The sequence below is a fragment of the Halomonas profundus genome (assembly GCF_020865425.1).
GTDB lineage: Bacteria > Pseudomonadota > Gammaproteobacteria > Pseudomonadales > Halomonadaceae > Vreelandella > Vreelandella titanicae.
In genome coordinates this window covers 4,889,364-4,907,524 of sequence record NZ_CP086344.1, presented here as the reverse complement: position 1 = coordinate 4,907,524, position 18,161 = coordinate 4,889,364, and the positions used below count along the sequence as shown (strand labels likewise).

General features: G+C 55.6%; 19 protein-coding genes. 10 read left to right on the top strand and 9 right to left on the bottom strand.

Annotated features, from left to right (window positions below; translation table 11 throughout):
- Positions 1–238 precede the first annotated feature (238 nt).
- From ribA to cheZ, 3 genes are all read left to right on the top strand, one after another.
- The gene (ribA, locus tag LMS44_RS22305; protein ID WP_009286177.1) at positions 239–874 is read left to right on the top strand and encodes a GTP cyclohydrolase II; all 636 of its coding nucleotides are present in this window, start codon (positions 239–241) and stop codon (positions 872–874) included.
- A gap of 36 nt (positions 875–910) precedes the next feature.
- Complete coding sequence (gene trhA / locus LMS44_RS22300; protein ID WP_022521317.1) at positions 911–1,630, top strand: PAQR family membrane homeostasis protein TrhA; 720 nt, start codon at positions 911–913, stop codon at positions 1,628–1,630.
- A 281-nt stretch (positions 1,631–1,911) separates the two neighbouring features.
- Entirely contained in the window at positions 1,912–2,598 is a 687-nt protein-coding gene (cheZ, locus tag LMS44_RS22295; RefSeq protein ID WP_022521318.1) for a protein phosphatase CheZ, read from the top strand.
- Positions 2,599–2,670: 72 nt separating this feature from the next.
- Here the strand turns inward: cheZ and LMS44_RS22290 are convergent, their stop codons facing one another.
- From LMS44_RS22290 to LMS44_RS22260, 7 genes are all read right to left on the bottom strand, one after another.
- Entirely contained in the window at positions 2,671–3,294 is a 624-nt protein-coding gene (locus tag LMS44_RS22290; RefSeq protein WP_022521319.1) for a glutathione S-transferase family protein, read from the bottom strand.
- A gap of 106 nt (positions 3,295–3,400) precedes the next feature.
- Positions 3,401–3,877: an RES family NAD+ phosphorylase gene (locus LMS44_RS22285; RefSeq protein WP_039857616.1), complete on the bottom strand. Its 477-nt coding sequence runs from the start codon at positions 3,875–3,877 to the stop codon at positions 3,401–3,403.
- On the bottom strand, positions 3,877–4,320 hold the full coding sequence (locus LMS44_RS22280; RefSeq protein ID WP_022521321.1) for an Xre family toxin-antitoxin system antitoxin: 444 nt from the start codon (positions 4,318–4,320) through the stop codon (positions 3,877–3,879). Before LMS44_RS22280 ends, LMS44_RS22285 begins: the two co-directional genes overlap by 1 nt.
- Before the next feature lie 96 nt (positions 4,321–4,416).
- Positions 4,417–5,178 carry a co-chaperone DjlA gene (gene djlA, locus LMS44_RS22275; RefSeq protein ID WP_039857614.1) on the bottom strand — a complete coding sequence of 254 codons (762 nt, stop codon included), beginning with the start codon at positions 5,176–5,178 and terminating at the stop codon, positions 4,417–4,419.
- 32 nt (positions 5,179–5,210) lie between these two features.
- Positions 5,211–7,136, bottom strand: coding sequence for a 1-deoxy-D-xylulose-5-phosphate synthase (dxs, locus tag LMS44_RS22270; protein WP_009286174.1), 1,926 nt, complete (start codon positions 7,134–7,136; stop codon positions 5,211–5,213).
- A 2-nt stretch (positions 7,137–7,138) separates the two neighbouring features.
- On the bottom strand, positions 7,139–8,032 hold the full coding sequence (gene ispA, locus LMS44_RS22265; protein ID WP_009286173.1) for a (2E,6E)-farnesyl diphosphate synthase: 894 nt from the start codon (positions 8,030–8,032) through the stop codon (positions 7,139–7,141).
- Positions 8,026–8,316 carry an exodeoxyribonuclease VII small subunit gene (locus LMS44_RS22260; protein WP_039857613.1) on the bottom strand — a complete coding sequence of 97 codons (291 nt, stop codon included), beginning with the start codon at positions 8,314–8,316 and terminating at the stop codon, positions 8,026–8,028. Before LMS44_RS22260 ends, ispA begins: the two co-directional genes overlap by 7 nt.
- 250 nt (positions 8,317–8,566) lie before the next feature.
- Here LMS44_RS22260 and serA point away from each other — a divergent pair, with 250 nt between their 5' ends.
- Positions 8,567–9,811 (top strand): phosphoglycerate dehydrogenase, encoded by a 1,245-nt coding sequence (gene serA, locus LMS44_RS22255; protein ID WP_039857612.1) that lies wholly within the window; start codon positions 8,567–8,569, stop codon positions 9,809–9,811.
- Between the two features lie 85 nt (positions 9,812–9,896).
- On the opposite strand, the gene LMS44_RS22250 is transcribed toward serA, so the two are convergent.
- Entirely contained in the window at positions 9,897–10,586 is a 690-nt protein-coding gene (locus LMS44_RS22250; protein ID WP_022521326.1) for a pirin family protein, read from the bottom strand.
- Positions 10,587–10,796: 210 nt separating this feature from the next.
- On the opposite strand from LMS44_RS22250, the gene trhO reads away from it, so the two are divergent.
- From trhO to ybiO, 5 genes are all read left to right on the top strand, one after another.
- Positions 10,797–11,747: an oxygen-dependent tRNA uridine(34) hydroxylase TrhO gene (gene trhO, locus LMS44_RS22245; protein ID WP_027957917.1), complete on the top strand. Its 951-nt coding sequence runs from the start codon at positions 10,797–10,799 to the stop codon at positions 11,745–11,747.
- Positions 11,748–11,844: 97 nt separating this feature from the next.
- Positions 11,845–12,651, top strand: a complete 807-nt coding sequence (locus LMS44_RS22240; protein WP_141440380.1) for an enoyl-CoA hydratase — start codon at positions 11,845–11,847, stop codon at positions 12,649–12,651.
- Positions 12,652–12,814: 163 nt separating this feature from the next.
- Positions 12,815–13,636 carry an IclR family transcriptional regulator gene (locus LMS44_RS22235; RefSeq protein WP_022521329.1) on the top strand — a complete coding sequence of 274 codons (822 nt, stop codon included), beginning with the start codon at positions 12,815–12,817 and terminating at the stop codon, positions 13,634–13,636.
- 17 nt (positions 13,637–13,653) lie between these two features.
- Positions 13,654–14,085 carry a YqaA family protein gene (locus LMS44_RS22230; RefSeq protein ID WP_039857610.1) on the top strand — a complete coding sequence of 144 codons (432 nt, stop codon included), beginning with the start codon at positions 13,654–13,656 and terminating at the stop codon, positions 14,083–14,085.
- Between the two features lie 158 nt (positions 14,086–14,243).
- On the top strand, positions 14,244–16,655 hold the full coding sequence (gene ybiO / locus LMS44_RS22225; RefSeq protein WP_009286170.1) for a mechanosensitive channel protein: 2,412 nt from the start codon (positions 14,244–14,246) through the stop codon (positions 16,653–16,655).
- Between the two features lie 90 nt (positions 16,656–16,745).
- Here the strand turns inward: ybiO and LMS44_RS22220 are convergent, their stop codons facing one another.
- On the bottom strand, positions 16,746–17,492 hold the full coding sequence (locus LMS44_RS22220; protein ID WP_089691178.1) for an SDR family NAD(P)-dependent oxidoreductase: 747 nt from the start codon (positions 17,490–17,492) through the stop codon (positions 16,746–16,748).
- A gap of 167 nt (positions 17,493–17,659) precedes the next feature.
- On the opposite strand from LMS44_RS22220, the gene folK reads away from it, so the two are divergent.
- Positions 17,660–18,106, top strand: a complete 447-nt coding sequence (gene folK / locus LMS44_RS22215) for a 2-amino-4-hydroxy-6-hydroxymethyldihydropteridine diphosphokinase (RefSeq protein WP_027957911.1) — start codon at positions 17,660–17,662, stop codon at positions 18,104–18,106.
- Positions 18,107–18,161 lie beyond the last annotated feature (55 nt).

Genomic DNA, 18,161 nt, shown 5'->3' with positions numbered 1-18,161 from the left:
GAAACCGTACTTGGGAGCGTACTTGAAACCGTTTTGGGGATCGTATGAGGGCAATTGTACTTGAAGATAGGTGTTAGGGCGGCGTACTCGATGGCAAAAATCGTCGCACCCGGCCAATTTTTCTCCATTATTTAGTCGCCTTGTCAGCGTGAGGCGGGCGCCGCTTCCTGTTAGAATACTGACCCACTTTGCCAACACTGGTGTGGTTAACTGGTTTGGTCAATCAGCGAGGTAACCTGTGACCATTCGCTTCATTGCCGCTTCCCGGCTGCCCACGCCCTGGGCAACGTTTACTATGCATGGCTTCGAAGATGAGGCTACCGGCAAGGATCATATCGCCTTAACGTTGGGTGATGTGACCGGCGGCGAGCCGGTGTTGGGGCGGGTGCACTCCGAGTGTTTGACCGGTGACGCTCTCTTCTCCATGCGCTGCGACTGTGGCTATCAGCTCCAGGAAGCGCTAAAACGCATCGCTGAAGAGGGCCGCGGCGTGCTGTTTTACCTGCGCCAAGAGGGGCGGGGAATAGGCCTGTTAAACAAAATTCGTGCCTACCACCTGCAAGATCAAGGTGCTGATACGGTCGAGGCCAACGAGCAGCTCGGTTTTGGCGCCGACATGCGCCGCTATGATCTGTGCGTGCCGATGCTTAACCATTTGGGCATCACAGCGTTAAGGCTGATGACCAACAATCCGCGCAAGGTGGATGCCCTCACCCGCGACGGCGTGAATGTCGTCGAACGTTTGTCGATCACCACCGGCCTGAACCCTCATAACGAGCAGTATCTCTCAACCAAAGCGGGCAAGCTTGGCCATATGATGGCCCTGGATGACTTCACTCACGCCAGCGATGTGGATATTGAGCGCAAGGGGTGATACGAGTGGGGGATGGCATGCGAGGAGCGCTCCAGGATGAACGCCGTCAGTAAGGAGCAGTACAAGCAGTATAAACAGCAGCGTGAAAACCTTCCCGAAGAGCAGGGCGAATTCAGTGTATTCGAAGAGTGGCTGCACAGTATCACCCACGGTATCGGTGCTGTGCTCAGTTTGGTGGGAATGGTAGTACTGTTGGTTGCGGCGAGCTACGCCGCCCATGTCGACCCGTGGAAAATTGTCAGCCTGAGCCTGTACGGCACCACGCTAGTCCTGCTTTATACCGCCTCTACCCTTTACCACGGCATCCCTCATCGGCGCTGGAAGCAGCGCTTTCAGTTACTTGATCACTGCGCGATTTATTTACTCATCGCAGGTACTTACACGCCCTTTTTACTCGTCAATATGCGCGGCACTACAGGCTGGGTTTTGTTTGCCGCCGTGTGGTCGCTGGCGTTGGTGGGCATTGCCTGCATACTGCTATGGCCTCAACGTTTTTCGATATTACGTGTGGCGATTTATCTGCTCATGGGCTGGATGATCGTGCTGGCATCAGGAGAGATGGCGGCGAGTCTTTCAACGACCGGCATTGCCCTACTGGCCGCGGGAGGAATTACCTACACGCTAGGGGTGATCTTCTACGCCGTGCGTGCGATCCCCTACAACCATGCGATTTGGCATCTATTTGTAGTGGCTGGCAGCATCTGTCACTACTTTGCTGTTTATAGCGCCGTTCTACCGCACGTTTCAGCTGCTTAATGGTTAATCGCTCGACTTCGAATCATTGCCTGCTTGAACCCGCCTGTAAATTAGATGGTTTTTAAGGGGTTAAAAATACCTGTAACTCGCAGTTTCCCACTGTAGACTAAACGTTAAACTTAAGTTTTAGGATGTTGAGCCGACAGTAGTATCAGGTTTAGATGCAGACCTTGGTGTATTTAACGCCGTGCATCCTGAAAAAACACAGTGGGTTCGTATAATGATGTCTATTGCCACACCCAAAACGACATTCAATAAGCTTTTCCAACAAGAGGATTGTCATGAGCACTGTTAACAACGCCCACGACACGACGATGCCGTCGGTACTGGGCAAAAAAGACAGTACTGATGAGATGGTGCATCGCATAGGCCACTTAACGCGCCTACTGCGGGACAGCATGAAAGAGCTGGGCCTAGATCAGCAGATTAGCCAGGCGGCGCAGGCAATACCGGATGCTAATGACCGGCTCAACTACGTTGCCTCAATGACGGAGCAGGCCGCAGAGCGGGCATTGAATGCCGTTGAGCGCGCTCAACCGGTGCAAGACAGCCTTGAAGAAGAAGGCGCTGCGCTTAATGAGCGCTGGCAGGCGGCGGCAGCTAAGCTCGCGGCAGTAGAAGGTGATGCTAAGCTCGTCGAGGATACACAGAACTTTTTGAGCAGTAAGCTTCCCACCGCAACCGGGGCTACTCAAAAAGAGCTGCTTGAAATCATGATGGCCCAAGACTTTCAGGATCTCACCGGTCAGGTGATTAAGAAAATGATGGAAGTCATCAAGCTCATCGAAGAGCAGCTTGTTCAGGTGCTGGTCGATAATGTTCCTCACGTCACCGACGGCGTTAAGATGGAAGATGACCGCGATGAACATGCCAAGCTTCGTAACGGGCCGCAGGTGAACCAAAATAAGACGGATGTGGTGGCAGGGCAGGATCAAGTAGACGATTTGCTTGATGACCTTGGCTTTTAAGCAACGCCCGACTAGTTAAAAAACCGTTGCCACATACTGCCAGCAACGGTTTTTAAAGCGTTTAGATGTTGATTAACTCTCTGCTGCTGCCTGCTCTTTTTCGATTGCTCTAGCCATCGCGGCGCGCTGAATATGGCGTTCGCGATAGGCCAATAGCGGTTCGGGTAAGCGGTGCTTCATGCTGACCGCCCACGATAAGGTATGGGTTAAAAACAGATCCGCAAGGGTAAAGGTGTTACCCACCAAGTTTTCTTGCCCGTTGTAGCGGCGCTCCAGCGCGCTTAGCGCACGCTGAAACTCCCATGCGCAGACCGGCAAAATAGCGGGAACGCGTTTATCTGTGGGCAGGGCAAACTTATGCTTGGCTTGATTCCACAGTGGCTGCTCCATTTCGGTGACGATAAAGCTGAGCCACTGGTCGACCTGAGCGCGAGCGGCAGGGCTGCTGGGTAGGAGGGTGCCGTCGCCATATTGCTCCGCTAGATAACGGCAAATCGGCACTGATTCAAATAGCGATACTTCTCCATCTTCAAGAACTGGCACCTTGCCATCCGGGTGACGCGCCAAATGCGCGGCTGTTTGCCCCTCGCCTTTATCCAGCGCCACATGCTGGCACTGATACTCTAGGCCTAACTCTTCAAGTGTCCACGCTGCTCGTAGCGAGCGGGAGTGGGGGAATGTGTATAGCGTGATCATTACGGCTCCTTAGTACCCTTAATCTTCTCGTTGTTGTCTTTGCGACGGTTTTTTTCTAAATGTAGTAGAGGCCTAACAGGCTGCACTGCAACCTATAGAATTAAGCTTAAATGCCCCTGAATAAGCGCTGGTTATAAATGTCTTGGCGAGTTTCTATTAAGTGAATATCGGTAATGGTGGGGTGGAGAGGGTTAATGACGGCAATATTCTCCATTGCCCCGGGTACAGCACAGCTGGGAACTAGCAGCATCAGCGTATCGCAACGCTGCAGCCATGCAGTACCTAGTGTTTGAGTGCTTTCAGGGTAGGGGTAGTGGTGCCAATCGTCGGGTAACTGGTGCTGGGGCCAGATGTCCCTACCGGTATCGCCGGGGAGCTCGAAAATACCTAACCGGTAGTTGGCGGGTAGCAAGCGGGGAGAGGGCAGATAATTACCGAGTTCCAGCATCGCTACGCTTGCAGAGGTGCCGAAATAGACGACAGGGCTGCCTGGAGCGTTCCATCTTGCGCCATCCCGGTAGCTGGCGCCAAGGCCGCTTAAATTATTCATATAGCGTTCGGGAGCGATGCGGTATAGCTTCATTAGCTAAATTCACCGAACTCAATTTTACGCAGCGCTTCCCTCACTAACTGGCGACCTTCGAAAGTATCAAAAAGATTCAAAGGCGTCTCGCCCGCCAGCGCAGGAATCGGCGTATTTAGCCACTCATGGGCTTTAGCGGTATCGCCAAAAACAGTTTGAGCATGGTAAAGCACGCGCAACACATCCAGCACCTCTTCGCTGTCGGTGCGGCTTAGAGCTTTGCGATGGTAGAAGCGATGCAAATTGCCTGGCGTGGTTTCCAGCAGTCTGACAAACAGTTCACGATTATTGCCCATTGCCTGAATCGCTTGTTTTACCACGCTGCCTGGGACACCGACGCGCACCGCGTGAATAAAGGCGATCTTATCCGTCAGCACATTAACCGATACGCTAACGCCACTAACAGCTTGCTGGCTATTGGAATAATGTTCGAGCGCTTCCATAAGTACCTCCTTCGCTGAACGCTATAGAAGTATGCATCATTTTGATGATGGCTTTCCATCAAAATGTTTTCAGCGCTTTCTGAGCATCCTTTCTCTTTATCCCTCCCTCGCCTCGCGGATCCGCTCGTAGGCATTGCCGATTTCGCTGGTGCGTGCCTGTGCGATATCACGCATGCTCTCGGGCAGGCCTTTGCCGGCCAGTTTATCCGGGTGGTTTTGGCTCATCAGACGGCGGTAGGCTTTTTTGATTTCAGCATCGCTGGCGTCATCAGAAACCCCCAATACGCGGTAAGCGTCCTTGAGAGCCTCTTCGCTGGCGCCTTGAGAGTTCGCGGCCGCGCCGTGCAACATCGCTTCGATCTGCTGAACTTCGGCGTCGCTGCAGCCTACTCCCTGGGCGACACGTAGAATCATCTCGTGCTCGGCGGGGTGAAGCACGCCATCAGCAGCGATAGCCGTGAGCTGAACCTGGATAAATACCTGGCGCAGAACCGGCTGGCGCTGAGTGAGGCGGTTAACGTTGGCCAGCTCCGCCTCCAGATCAAAGTCATCGGCGCGGCCACGCTCGAAGGCGGCGCGAGCCTTGGCGCGCTGTTCGCCCTGGAGGTGCATTTGATCAAACAGCTTTTCGGCAACGTCCAACTCGCCGTCGGTCACTTTACCGTCGGCTTGGCATAAGCAGCCCATCACCGAGAAAATCGACTCCAAAAAGCCTTCCTGGATGCGCATCCGCGCGATATTCAGGCGGCGGCTAAGGCGCTTGCCTAGCCACCAGCCCAGGCCACCGCCAATCAGCAGCCCTACCGGGCCTCCAAACGCAAGGCCAATCAAGGCGAAAATAATAATTAGAAATAGCATATTAGTCTCAAAGTAATTTAAAAAATAATGGCTTATGGCAGTCGAGCGCGAATAGCCTGCTCAATGCCTTCGATATCCAGTTGACAGTCGGCAAGCAGTTGCGCGGGAGTGCCGTGCTCTACAAAGGCGTCCGGCAGGCCGAGATTGAGCACTTCCACCTGAACGCCTTCGGCGTGGAGCAGCTCATTCACGGCGCTACCTGCGCCACCGGCAACCACATTTTCTTCCAGTGTCACCAATAGTTCGTGCTCGTCGGCAGCGTGCAGCACCGCATCGCGATCCAGCGGTTTGATGGAGCGCATATTGATATGGGCTGCGTTGAGTCGTTCGGCGACTTCCGCTGCGGCGCTGTTGAGGCTGCCAAAGGCGAGCAGCGCAATACGCACACCATCGTTGTCGGCATGGCGGCGCACTTCCGCTTTGCCAATGGCGAGTGGCTCAAGATGCGCGGGAATTTCCGCACCTGGGCCGGTGCCACGGGGGTAGCGCACAGCAGCAGGACCAGGGTGGTGATAGGCGGCACTGAGCATGGCGCGGCACTCGGCTTCATCCGCCGGGGCCAGAACCACCATGCCGGGCACACAGCGCAGAAAGGAGAGATCCATGCTGCCGTGGTGCGTGGGGCCGTCTTCGCCCACCAGGCCCGCGCGATCAATGGCGAAAGTGACGTCCAGGTTCTGCACGGCAACGTCATGAATCAACTGGTCGTAGCCGCGCTGCAGAAAGGTGGAGTAAATCGCCACCACGGGTTTCATGCCTTCGCAGGCCATACCCGCCGCGAGCGTTACCGCATGCTGCTCAGCAATCGCCACATCGAAATAGCGCTGAGGGTACTCTTTTGAAAAGCGAATCAGGTCGGAGCCTTCGCGCATGGCGGGGGTAATGGCCATCAGGCGCTTGTCGCTTGCCGCCATATCGCACAGCCATTCGCCGAACACATTGCAGTATTTTTTCTTCGCGGGTGGCGGGGTAACCACCGGTTTCTTGACCGTAGTCGCGTTGGCTAGCGTTTCGGGTTTTTCCAGCTTAGTAATAGCGTGGTAGCCAATCTGATCCGCTTCGGCGGGCAGAAAGCCTTTGCCTTTCACCGTCTTGATATGCAGAAACTGCGGGCCGTCGAGGTCGCGCAGGTTTTCGATCGTATGGGTTAACGCGTCTAGGTCATGGCCATCAATGGGGCCTACGTAGTTAAAACCCATCTCTTCAAACAGCGTGGCGGGGCTGACCATGCCTTTCATGTGCCCTTCAGTGCGCCGGGCAAGTTCCAGGGCGCCGGGCAGGTGCGAAAGCACTTTTTTACTCTCTTCGCGTATTTTCAGGTAGGGCTTGCTGGAGAGCACCCGAGCTAGGTAGGTCGCCATGCCGCCGACGTTCTCGGAAATCGACATCTCGTTGTCGTTGAGCACTACCAATAGATTGGCATTCACGTGGCCAGCGTGGGCGAGGGCTTCAAAGGCCATGCCGGCGGTCAATGCGCCGTCGCCAATAATCGCGCACACGTGACGCTTATCGCCCTGTGCCTTCGCTGCCAGTGCCATACCCAATGCCGCCGAAATCGACGTGCTGGAGTGGCCGACGCCAAAGGTGTCGTACTCGGACTCGGCGCGGCGTGGAAATGCTGCCAGACCGCCGTGCTGGCGAATACTTAGCATGGCCTCGCGGCGGCCGGTGAGAATCTTGTGCGGGTAGGCCTGATGGCCCACGTCCCACACTAGTCGGTCGTGGGGCGTTTGGTAGACATGGTGCAGGGCAACGCTCAGCTCGACCACGCCGAGCCCAGCGCCAAAGTGACCGCCGGAAACACCCACGCTATAGAGCAGGTAGGCGCGTAGCTCGTCGGCCAGTTGGGCGAGCTGGGAGGCATTCATGGCCCGCAGCGCGGCGGGGTGGTCAAAGGAGTCGAGCAGCGGCGTCGTTGGGCGCTCGCGGGGGATTTCGTCGAACAGCTTCATGGGCATCTTTAGTGGTCGCGCTCGATCATGTAGTGGGCTAAGTCGGCCAGCGGTGCAGCACGCTCGCCTAATGGGGCGAGTGCGGCAATGGCCTCGTCAATCAGGCTGTGCGCTTTGCGTTGAGCACCCGCTAACCCCAGCAGGCTGGGGTAGGTGGGCTTGGCGCGTGCGGCATCGGCGCCTGACGTTTTGCCTAGGGTAACGGTATCGCCGGTCACATCTAGGATGTCGTCGTGAATCTGAAAGGCTAGACCAATGGCGCGGGCGTAGCGAGTAAGCGCGTCTAAGCGCGGGTCATCGTCGTCGACGGCTACCAGGCCGCCCAAACGCACTGCAGCGACGATCAGTGCGCCGGTTTTATGGGCGTGCATGTGGGCCAGGGCATCGACATCTGGGTGATCGCCGACGGCGTCTAAATCCAGCGCCTGCCCCGCCACCATGCCATCACGGCCAGAGGCGGAGGCCAGGGTGTGCACCAAATGGCTCAGCCGGGGGTGCGCATTGCTGGCCAACACTTCGAAGGCCAGCGCCTGCAGGGCGTCTCCGGCCAGAATCGCACTCGCTTCATCAAAGGCTTTATGCACAGTGGGCTGACCACGACGCAGGTCGTCGTCATCCATGGCTGGAAGATCATCATGGATCAACGAGTAAGCGTGGATTAGCTCAATGGCCGCGGCGGGGGCATCCAGAGCATCGTCTTTAGCACCGAGTGCCTGACCAGCCATATACACCAGTAGCGGTCGCAGGCGTTTGCCGCCGGCCAGCAGGCCATGGCGCATTGCCGCCTCGAGGCGTGGCGCTACCGCTGGGCGGTTATCAAACAGCGCCGCTAGGGTGGCATCTACGCGGGCATTGCTGGTCTGACGCAGGGTGGCAAGCTGGCTAGGCTGCATGGCTACCATGGGGGCGTCTCCTTGCTCTCATTCTCGGCCGCATCCTTAGGGTCGTCGGGGCCAGTAAAGGGCGTTACGTTTAAACGTCCTTCGCTATCTTCACTCAGCGCCCGCACCTTGAGTTCGGCGCTATCCAGGCGCTGCTGGGCATCGCGGGTCAGCCGCACGCCCTGTTCAAACGCGGTCAGTGCATCTTCCAATGAGAGCTCGCCTGACTCGAGACGTTCAACGATGGTTTCGAGTTGCTCAACCGTCGCGGCAAAGTCCTGTGGGGGTGATGTCGTGTCACTCATTGGGGGGTGCCTGTAAACCGGTATGTTTTTTTAAATAAGCTTAAATAAGCCCACAGTATACACCGAGGCTGGGGGGCGGCGTCTGCCCTCTTCAATACAGCTTGTTGCGCGACTTGCGATCCATTCATTGTCACCACGCAGACTTTTCATCATTCACACCCGGCCTGAACGATGCGGGCTGTGCTACGATATGCGCCTCCCGTGAACCGATACACGGCGCATGCCGCCGACCATAGAGGTTGATTCAGCCATGGCCAAAACGTCCCTGGACAAGAGCAAGATCAAGATCCTGCTACTCGAGGGCGTCCACCAAAGTGCGGTGGACAATTTTCACACGTCAGGGTACGCCAATATTGAGCACCTGCCGACGTCCCTTGATGAGGATGCGCTGATCGAAAAGATCCGCGATGTTCACTTCATTGGTATTCGTTCCCGCACCCAGTTAACGGAGCGCGTGTTCGAGGCGGCAGAGAAGCTAGTCGGCGTTGGCTGTTTCTGTATCGGCACCAATCAGGTCGATTTAACCGCTGCCCTCACCCGCGGTATCGCGGTATTTAACGCGCCGTACTCCAATACCCGTTCGGTGGCCGAGCTGGTGCTGGCAGAAGCGATTATGCTACTGCGCGGTATCCCAGAGAAAAATGCCCGCGCTCACCAGGGTGGCTGGCTGAAGTCAGCGAAGAACTCCCACGAAGCGCGCGGTAAAACGCTGGGTATCGTTGGCTACGGCAGCATCGGTGCGCAACTTTCGGTGCTGGCCGAATCGCTGGGCTTTAACGTCATTTACTATGATGTCATCGCCAAGCTGGGTATGGGTAATGCAAACCAGGTAGCAAGCCTTGAAGAGCTGCTGGGTCGTTCCGATGTCATTAGCCTGCACGTGCCTGACCTTGCCTCTACCCGCTGGATGATCGGCGCAAAAGAGATCGCTGCCATGAAGCCCGGTGCGATCTTTATTAATGCCTCCCGCGGTAGCGTCGTTGAAATCGAACCGCTTGCCGAAGCGCTTAAAGCAGGCAATCTCAACGGCGCGGCGATTGACGTCTTCCCGGTAGAGCCGAAAGGCAACGAAGAAGAGTTTGAGAGCCCGCTGCGTGGCTTGGAGAATGTGATTCTGACCCCGCATATCGGTGGCTCTACCCTGGAAGCTCAGGAGAATATCGGTATTGAAGTGTCAGAAAAGCTGATTACTTACTCTGATAACGGCACCACCGTGACCTCGGTCAACTTCCCCGAGGTGGCGCTGCCCGCTCACCCGGACAAGCACCGTTTGCTGCATATTCACGATAACGTACCGGGCGTGCTGTCGCAGATTAACCGCGTGCTGTCTGAAAATGACATCAACATCTCCGGTCAATACCTGCAGACCAATGAAAAAGTCGGTTATGTGGTCATTGATGTAGATAAAGCCTACGGCCCCCAGGCGCTGGAAGCATTGAAGCAAGTGGATCACACGCTGAAAATTCGTGCGCTCTACTCGGCGCAAAATAGCTAACGCAATTGGTTAAATAAGTTGGCTGTAAAAACGGCGCCTCTTGCGAGGCGCCGTTTCGGTTTAGGCAGTTTAGTAGGTTCGGTCTTTAAGCAAGATCAAACAGCAGCACTTCGCCTGCTTCCTTGCCGGTAAGGTTTATCGCCTCATCCGGTTGGAACGCCGCGGCGTCGCCTGCGCTCAGCGTCTCACCGTTAATCTCCATTTCGCCGTTCACCACATGCAGCCAAGCGTAGCGCGAAGGCGGCGCTGTTGCCTGTTCGCCAGCGTTAAACAAACCCGCGTAAAGGTTCACATCCTGGTTGATGCTCACAGACCCGTCGCGGCCTTCTTCAGAAGCCACTAAACGCCATTGCCCTTGACGCTCAGCGCTAGGAAAAGCCTTTTGCTCATAGCTGGGTTTAATGCCGAGCTGCTTGGGTTCAATCCAGATCTGCAGGAAGTGCAGCCCGTTCTCCTTGGAGTGATTAAACTCGCTGTGCAGCACGCCGGTGCCCGCCGACATGCGCTGCACATCGCCCGGGCGCATCACCTCGCCATTGCCCATATTGTCTTTGTGCTCCATCTCACCTTCAAGCACATAGGAGATAATCTCCATATCCCGGTGAGGATGGGCGCCAAAACCATGGCCACCCGCTACGCGGTCTTCATTGATCACGCGCAGAGCGCGGAACCCCATATGGTTGCGGTCAACGTAGTTGGCAAAGGAAAAGGTATGGAAGGAACGCAGCCAGCCGTGGTCGGCGTAGCCCCGCTCGTTTGAACGACGAATAATCATGGTGTGCTCCGCAGGTTGCGTGAGATTGAATAATGACAATATACGCCTTACTGACGCTCCGTGGGGTGAAGCTTTCTGCACGTTCCTGTCGAATAAATCGATGTATTAAATGTGATTGCCAGCGCTAAACTTTTGGTTAGCTTTCGAGTAAAATCCTGGCCTCTTCTAACCCGGTCCGCCCTTTGCGAGGGTGACTACCAGGAGTTTTGCATGTCAGTAACTATTCAAACGCCGCCCATTGTGGTCGCTGCGCTGTACAAATTTGTCACCCTCAATGACTTTGAAGCGCTGCGCGAACCGCTGCGCCAAACCATGCTCGATAACGATGTAAAGGGCACGCTGCTGCTCGCCAAAGAGGGCATTAACGGCACGGTGGCGGGTAGCCGCGAAGGTATCGACGCACTGTTGACCTGGCTGACTGCTGACCCACGCTTGGCTGATATTGATCACAAAGAGTCTTTTTGTGACGAAACGCCGTTCTACCGCACCAAGGTCAAACTCAAAAAAGAAATCGTCACCCTCGGCGTGCCGGATATCGACCCTAACGATACCGTGGGCACTTACGTCGAGCCGGAAAACTGGAACGACATCATTGCCGACCCGGAAGTACTGGTGATCGATACCCGCAATGATTACGAAGTGGCGATTGGCAGCTTTGAGCGGGCGATCGATCCTAAAACCACCACATTCCGCGAGTTTCCCGAGTACGTGCGCGAGCACTACGACCCGGAAAAGCATAAGAAAGTGGCCATGTTCTGCACCGGCGGCATCCGCTGTGAAAAAGCCTCCAGCTTTATGCTTAAAGAAGGCTTTGAAGAGGTCTACCACTTAAAAGGCGGCGTGCTGAACTACCTGGAAAAAGTCCCGGAAGAGCAGTCGCTGTGGCGCGGTGAGTGTTTTGTGTTCGACAACCGGGTGACGGTTCGCCACGACTTAAGCAAAGGCGAGTTCGAGCAGTGCCACGCTTGCCGCATGCCCATCTCCGCAGAAGATATGCAGTCTTCTGCATACGAACCGGGCATTAGCTGCCCCCACTGCATCGACTCGTTGCCGGAGAAGACCCGCGCGGCGGCCCGTGAGCGCCAACGCCAAATCGATTTAGCCAAACAGCGCGGCGAGCCGCACCCCTTAGGCCGCGACACCCGCCTAATGAAAAAATGAAGTAGCGCACTGTAGGCAAGATTTTTAAACAAAAACGTACGTAAAGCTTGTGCGCTAGACTGATGGGCAAAGTGTTACTCAACCTCAGGAGTTCACCATGCCCATCACCACTGATGACCTTTCCACAACGGCCTCCCTCCTACAACGTTTTGACCACCAAGGCGTCACAACGCTGACGATGAGCGCGCCAGAGCGCTTTAACGCGCTCTCGGAAGCCATGTTGCAAGCGCTTCACGACGCGTTAGCCGAAATTGCCAACGATAGCAGCGTGCGCTGTGTGGTACTTGCCGCCGAAGGCAAAGCCTTCTGCGCCGGGCATGATCTGAAGCAGATGCGTGCCAACCCCGATAAAGCCTACTATCAAGCGCTGTTTGCCCGCTGTAGCGAAGTGATGCAGGCCATTGTGCACTTGCCTGTGCCGGTCATCGCCAAAGTGCAGGGCATAGCCACCGCTGCGGGCTGCCAACTGGTGGCGAGCTGTGATCTGGCGGTGGCGGAACGCAGCGCACGCTTTGCTGTTTCCGGCATCAATGTTGGCCTGTTTTGTTCTACTCCTGCGGTAGCACTTTCCCGCAACGTTGCGCGTAAACACGCCATGGAGATGCTGCTTACCGGGGAGTTTATCAGTGCTGATCAAGCCGCTGAGTGGGGGTTGATTAACCGCGTGGCAGATGATGACGCGCTGGACGAAGCAACTGAAGCCCTGGCCACCAGTATCTGCGCGAAAAGTGCCGTTGCAGTGCGCACCGGAAAAACCATGTTTGCCCGTCAGTTGAGCATGCCGCTCGACGAAGCCTACGCCTTTGCCGGGGAAACCATGGCCTGCAATATGTTAGCCGAGGATGTGGGTGAGGGGATCGATGCGTTTATAGCTAAGCGGCTACCGCGCTGGAACCATCGCTGAATGAATGGAATTCGTTTCCGTAAACGCGACAATTGCCATGTTGTCACGTTATCCTGACGCCCTTTGTATTTTAGGGAAGCCGTCGTCAGCAAGGGCGCTTTTAGTAAGTAGTAGGAGCGCTTTTGGGAGCGTCTTTTAGCAGTGCCTATTTGGAGAAAGCCAAGTGAGTGAAGCCAAACGCAGGACGGTCGGTCGTCCGGCGAGTACCGCCAAAGCTAGCGGAGGCCATAGCCAGTCGTTGGTGCGTGGCTTAACGCTGTTGGAGTACCTTGCGGCCAGCCCGCTTGGTTTAGCCCTTTCAGATGTGGCGGAGATGGCTGAGTTGGCGCCCTCTACCACCCACCGCTTGCTGCAAGCCTTGCAGAGTCAGGGGTTTGTGACCCAGGAGAACGAGCAAGGCCTATGGCGCATCGATGTCAAAACCTTCCGTATCGGCAATAGCTTTCTTGAAGCCCGCGACGTGGTGGCCACAAGTCGCCCTTTTCTACGCCGTTTAACCGCTGAGACCGGCGAGACCGCTAATTTGGGCATTCGCGATGGGGTCACGGCGGTATTTTTAGCGCAGCATGAATCACCGCAAATGATGCGTATGATCACCCGCCTAGGTTCCCGCGCGCCGCTGCATGCCTCCGGCGTAGGTAAAGCGCTGCTAGCGTGGATGCCCGATGATGAGCGCGCCAAACTGCTGGATGGCAGCGAGTTGGCAAGAGTGACCGCCAATACGCTCTATCAATCCGACACACTTCAAATGGAAACAGAGCAGATTCGCGCCCAAGGCTTTGCCTGTGACCGTGAAGAGCATGCCATTGGCCTGCACTGCGTGGCCGCCTGTGTGTTTGATGAGCATGGCACGCCGTTGGCGGCGATCTCGGTTTCTGGCCCGGTGGCGCGCATCCCGGAAGCTCGCTTACTCACCCTGGGGGCGCTGGTTCGCCAAACGGCCGATGAGATAACCCAGCAGTTGGGTGGGCAGGTGCCACGTTAACGTGGCTCACTGAGTCTATGCTAAGCCTGTTTTTTGTCGCCCTGGTCAGCGCCACGCTGCTTCCCGGTGGGTCGGAAGTGTGGCTAGCGCGGCTGTGGTGTCTCGGCGAACCGCCTCTGGGGCTGTGGGCGGTGGCCACGGCGGGCAACACTCTCGGCAGCATGATCAACGTGGCGATGGGCCGCTATGCGCGTCAGTTTCAAGATCGCCGCTGGTTTCCGGCCTCGCCACGCAGCTTAGCCCGAGCGGAGCGCTGGTATCATCGCTTTGGCGAGCTAAGCCTGCTGGTTTCCTGGGCACCGATTATTGGTGACCCTCTCACTGTACTGGCCGGCGTTTTCCGGCTGCCCTGGTGGCGGGCGCTAGCGTGGATTGTGGTCGCTAAAGGTACGCGTTACGCGGTGGTGTTACTGCTGGCACAGCAGTGGCTATTATCGCTTTGCCAGTGAAACGCCTTATTAATCAAGTCATGTTAACCTGTACAACTTTTTCACAAGCGGCGCTGGCAGTGTAGAGTGTAAGCAACTTGGGCTGCCTATTATTGGCTTGCGTAAAACTAAGCAGCCGTTAGATTGAACAGAACACTCACCCAAAAGGAGGTTTAGGTGTGAAGCCACTTCGTTTATTACCCTGGCTAGGTGTCTGGCTATTGGCAATGATTGCCTTAATAGCCACGCCAGCAATGGCGCAGAGCGCGCCAAGTGAGTCGACCAGCGCCGATGGTGCTGCATCCTCTGAAGAAGCAGCGCCTACGTCCTATGAGGCGCTGGCGAACCTGCTAGAGGATGAGCAGTCGCGGCAAGAGCTGATTGAGATGTTGCGCAATCAAGCCTCAGTGCTGCCCAATGGCGTTGCTACCGAACTCTCCCCGGAAGCGGCCGCTCAAGGTAGTGAGATAGCGCCGGAGGATGTCTCGCTGCCACGCCAACTCGCTGAGCTCACCAGTCGTGTGGTAAGCGATGTGGGTGGTCAATTCGAGCAAGTGGTAGGCATTGTCGGCGGTCTGTTTTCTGGCCAAGAGGCCGACAGTGTCTTTGATATGGCCGCCTTCACCAGTGCGGCGATTAATCTGGGTATGGTGATTGTCGCCACCTTTGCACTGTTTATGATTGTTCGGCGGTTGGCTAAGCCGCTGTTTACCAAAATCAGCGGCTGGTCGCTGAATGGTAAAAATTTAACCCCCGTTTTACGTTTGGTTTTCTGCGTGGCGATTGCGGCAGTCATCGATGTGCTGCTTGTCGGCTTGGCCTATGTGGGTGGTAATCTGCTGGCCACCTTTGCGATTGGTGAAGCAGGGGAGCTCTCGACCCGTGCCTCGCTGTTTTTAAATGCGTTCTTGATTATTGAACTGCTCAAAGCCGGTGTGCGAATGCTGTTCTCTTCGCGCTACGAAGGGCTGCGGCTACTGCCTATCTCTGCCCAGGAAGCCTCCTACTGGAACCGCTGGTTAGCGCGGTTGATCGGCATGGTCGGTTACGGCCTGATGGTGGTAGTCCCGCTGGTTAACTTCTATGTAGCGGCCTCACTGGGTCAAGCGGTCGGTACGCTGATTATGCTGTTGGCGTTTATCTATGCGGTGGTTGTGGTGCTAAGAAACCGCGCCCGTCTGCGCGGTAATCTGAACGAGATGGCGGCAAAATCAACGCTGACTGCCAGCCGCGTCTCGCTGCAGCTATTTGCCCGTACTTGGCACCTGTTCGCGCTGCTCTATTTCTTGATCGTATTTGTGCTGACGTTAACGCGCCCCGGCGATGCGCTGCCGTTTGTGATGTTTGCCACCTTGAAGTCATTGGCCGCGATTGTCGTTGGGTTGTTGGTGTCGTCTTTTCTTACCCAGACCATTGGCCGTCGGATTACCCTGTCGGACGATCTGCGGCGCAAATTACCGCTGCTTGAAAAGCGCTTAAACAGCTACGTGCCCAATGCGCTTCGCGTGCTGCGTACGATCATTCTGATTGTGGTCATCATGATGGTGCTGAACGCTTGGGGCGCCTTTGACCTAGCTGCCTGGTATGCCTCTGAAGGTGGCGCCGTGCTGGTTGGCAACCTGACCAGTGTTGCGGTGATTTTGATTGTGGCGCTCGCCGTGTGGCTGGGCCTGGCAAGCCTGATCGAGCATAAGCTCAATCCGGAAACCGGCTACGGTGAACCCTCTGCGCGGGCAAAAACCCTGCTCAGCCTGTTTCGTAATGCCCTGGCAATCGCTATGGTCACGATTACCGGCATGATCGTACTGTCGGAAATTGGCATCAATATCGGCCCATTGATTGCCGGTGCCGGTGTACTTGGTTTGGCGATTGGTTTTGGTGCTCAGAAGCTGGTGCAGGACGTTATCACCGGGGTATTTATCCAGGTCGAGAACGCTATGAATACCGGCGATGTGGTCACGGTGGGTGGCGTGACAGGCACCGCCGAACGGCTCAGTATCCGCTCTGTCGGTATTCGTGATTTGTCCGGTACTTATCACATCGTACCGTTCTCCAGCGTGGATACCGTGTCTAACTATATGCGCGAGTTTGGTAACCATGTGGGTGAGTACGGTATTGCCTATCGTGAGAGTATTGATGATGCCATTGCACAGCTTCAATTGGCTTTTGAAGACCTGAAAGCCAGCGAAGAGCATAGCCATAAATTGTTGGCGGATCTGACCGTGGCAGGTGTCATTGCGCTGGCAGACAGCTCCGTGAACATCCGTGTGGTGATCAAGACTACGCCGGGCGACCAGTGGGCCGTGGGCCGCGCCTACAATCGCCTCGTCAAGCTACGCTTCGATGAAGCGGGTATCGAGATACCTTTCCCGCATACCACGCTCTACTTCGGGCAAGATAAAACTGGTTCTGCGCCTCCCGCAAACCTGCGTGTTATGCAGCAAGCCTTTACGATCGATGGTAGCCCGGCTGGGCAGCCTAAGTCGGGTGATATTACATCGGATGACAGGTTTGATCCACGCGGTAGTAAAACTAGCTCTGATACTTTTGAACACGAAAAGCCTGACCATGACGACGTCGATGAAACTTAAACTGTTGTTATCGTGAAGCGATTGTTATCAATCGCTGCAACGAGGCCGCCTTCAGGCGGCCTCGTTGCGTTTTAAGGGCTGAATTTTTATTTAATTGGCATAGTTTTCTGAGTGCCGACCCTCCAGATTGATTGACTCCCCGCCATCGACAAACAGAATCTGCCCCGCTACAAAGGGGTTGTCCAACAAGTAGTGCAGAGCTTGTACAAGGTGGTCGGGGTGCCCCTGGCGCTTGAGCGGAATGCCTTCAATACGCCACTCAATATAGGCGCTAGTGCGCTGGGAAGCGGGCAGTACCACGCCAGGGGCGATGCCGTTAATGCGAATGCGCGGTGCGAACTCCAGTGCCGCCATACGAGTCATCTCCGCTAGGCTCTTTTTCGATAGCAAATAGGCTGCATAGGGATACTGGTGATAGGCCACCTTATTATCGATGATATTGATCACCTGGCCCTCTTGAACGGTTTCGGCAAAGTAACGGGTGAGCAGTAGCGGGGTAAACATATTGACCCTGAACTGTGTCTCCAGCATCGCCAGCTCGGTCGTCGAGATCGGCGCTGGTTCATAGGCAGAGGCGCTGTTCAGCAGCAAATTAAGCCCTGGGAAGCGCTGTTTGGCCGACTGGAGTAAGTCGTTTAAGTCTTCGTTTAAAAAATCGCAGGAAAATATTTCGCACTCCCGCCCTTTAGCGCGGATACCGCTGGCGACCTCTTCGGCCTCTTTGCGGGAGCGATTAACGTGTAGAGCAATATCAAAACCGGCATCAGCCAACGCTTCGGAGAAGAATCGGCCCAAGCGGGTAGCACCGCCGGTTACCAGAGCAGCCTGATGATGCATAAAGCGTTCCCTACTGTTTTATTGGTATAGGAAGACTTTCTGCGTGAGTGTAGCGTTTGTCAATAACTTATACACAGCTTGCACGTGGCACGTGCTTAGAGGTATTGATAGATGAGTCCTGCTTACAGGGCCATTCAAGAAGACGTCACTTTTAACAGGATGTCGCTATGCCACCAACGACGTTGTTTACCAAACAATCTGAAGCGCTCCATGAGTGCTTGATCTCTTTAGGTTCTAACATCGACCCAGACCACTATGTGGCTCAGGCGGTCGATATCATTAACCGTGAGTGCAATCTGTTGGCTCGTTCCAAAACGATTCGCACCCAGCCGGTGGGGTACCAGCAGCAACCCGATTTCCTAAACGCCGCGCTGTTGGTGAGCACACCGCTTGAGCGTGAAGCGTTTCGTGCTTACCTCAAAGGGGTGGAAGATCGTCTGGGCCGTGTTCGGGGAGCGATTAAATCGGGGCCACGTACTATGGATCTAGACATTGTGGCTTGGGATGGAGAGGTGGTCGATGACGGTTACTACCTGCACGACTATGTAAAAAAACCTGTTGATGAAGTGCTGGCGAGTAGTGGTCGCAGCCTTGAGCCTCAAAAGTGTTCATGATTTTTGCGTTTAGGCCGATAGTAACGTTGTAGCCGCCATCAATCGGGCGCGCTAA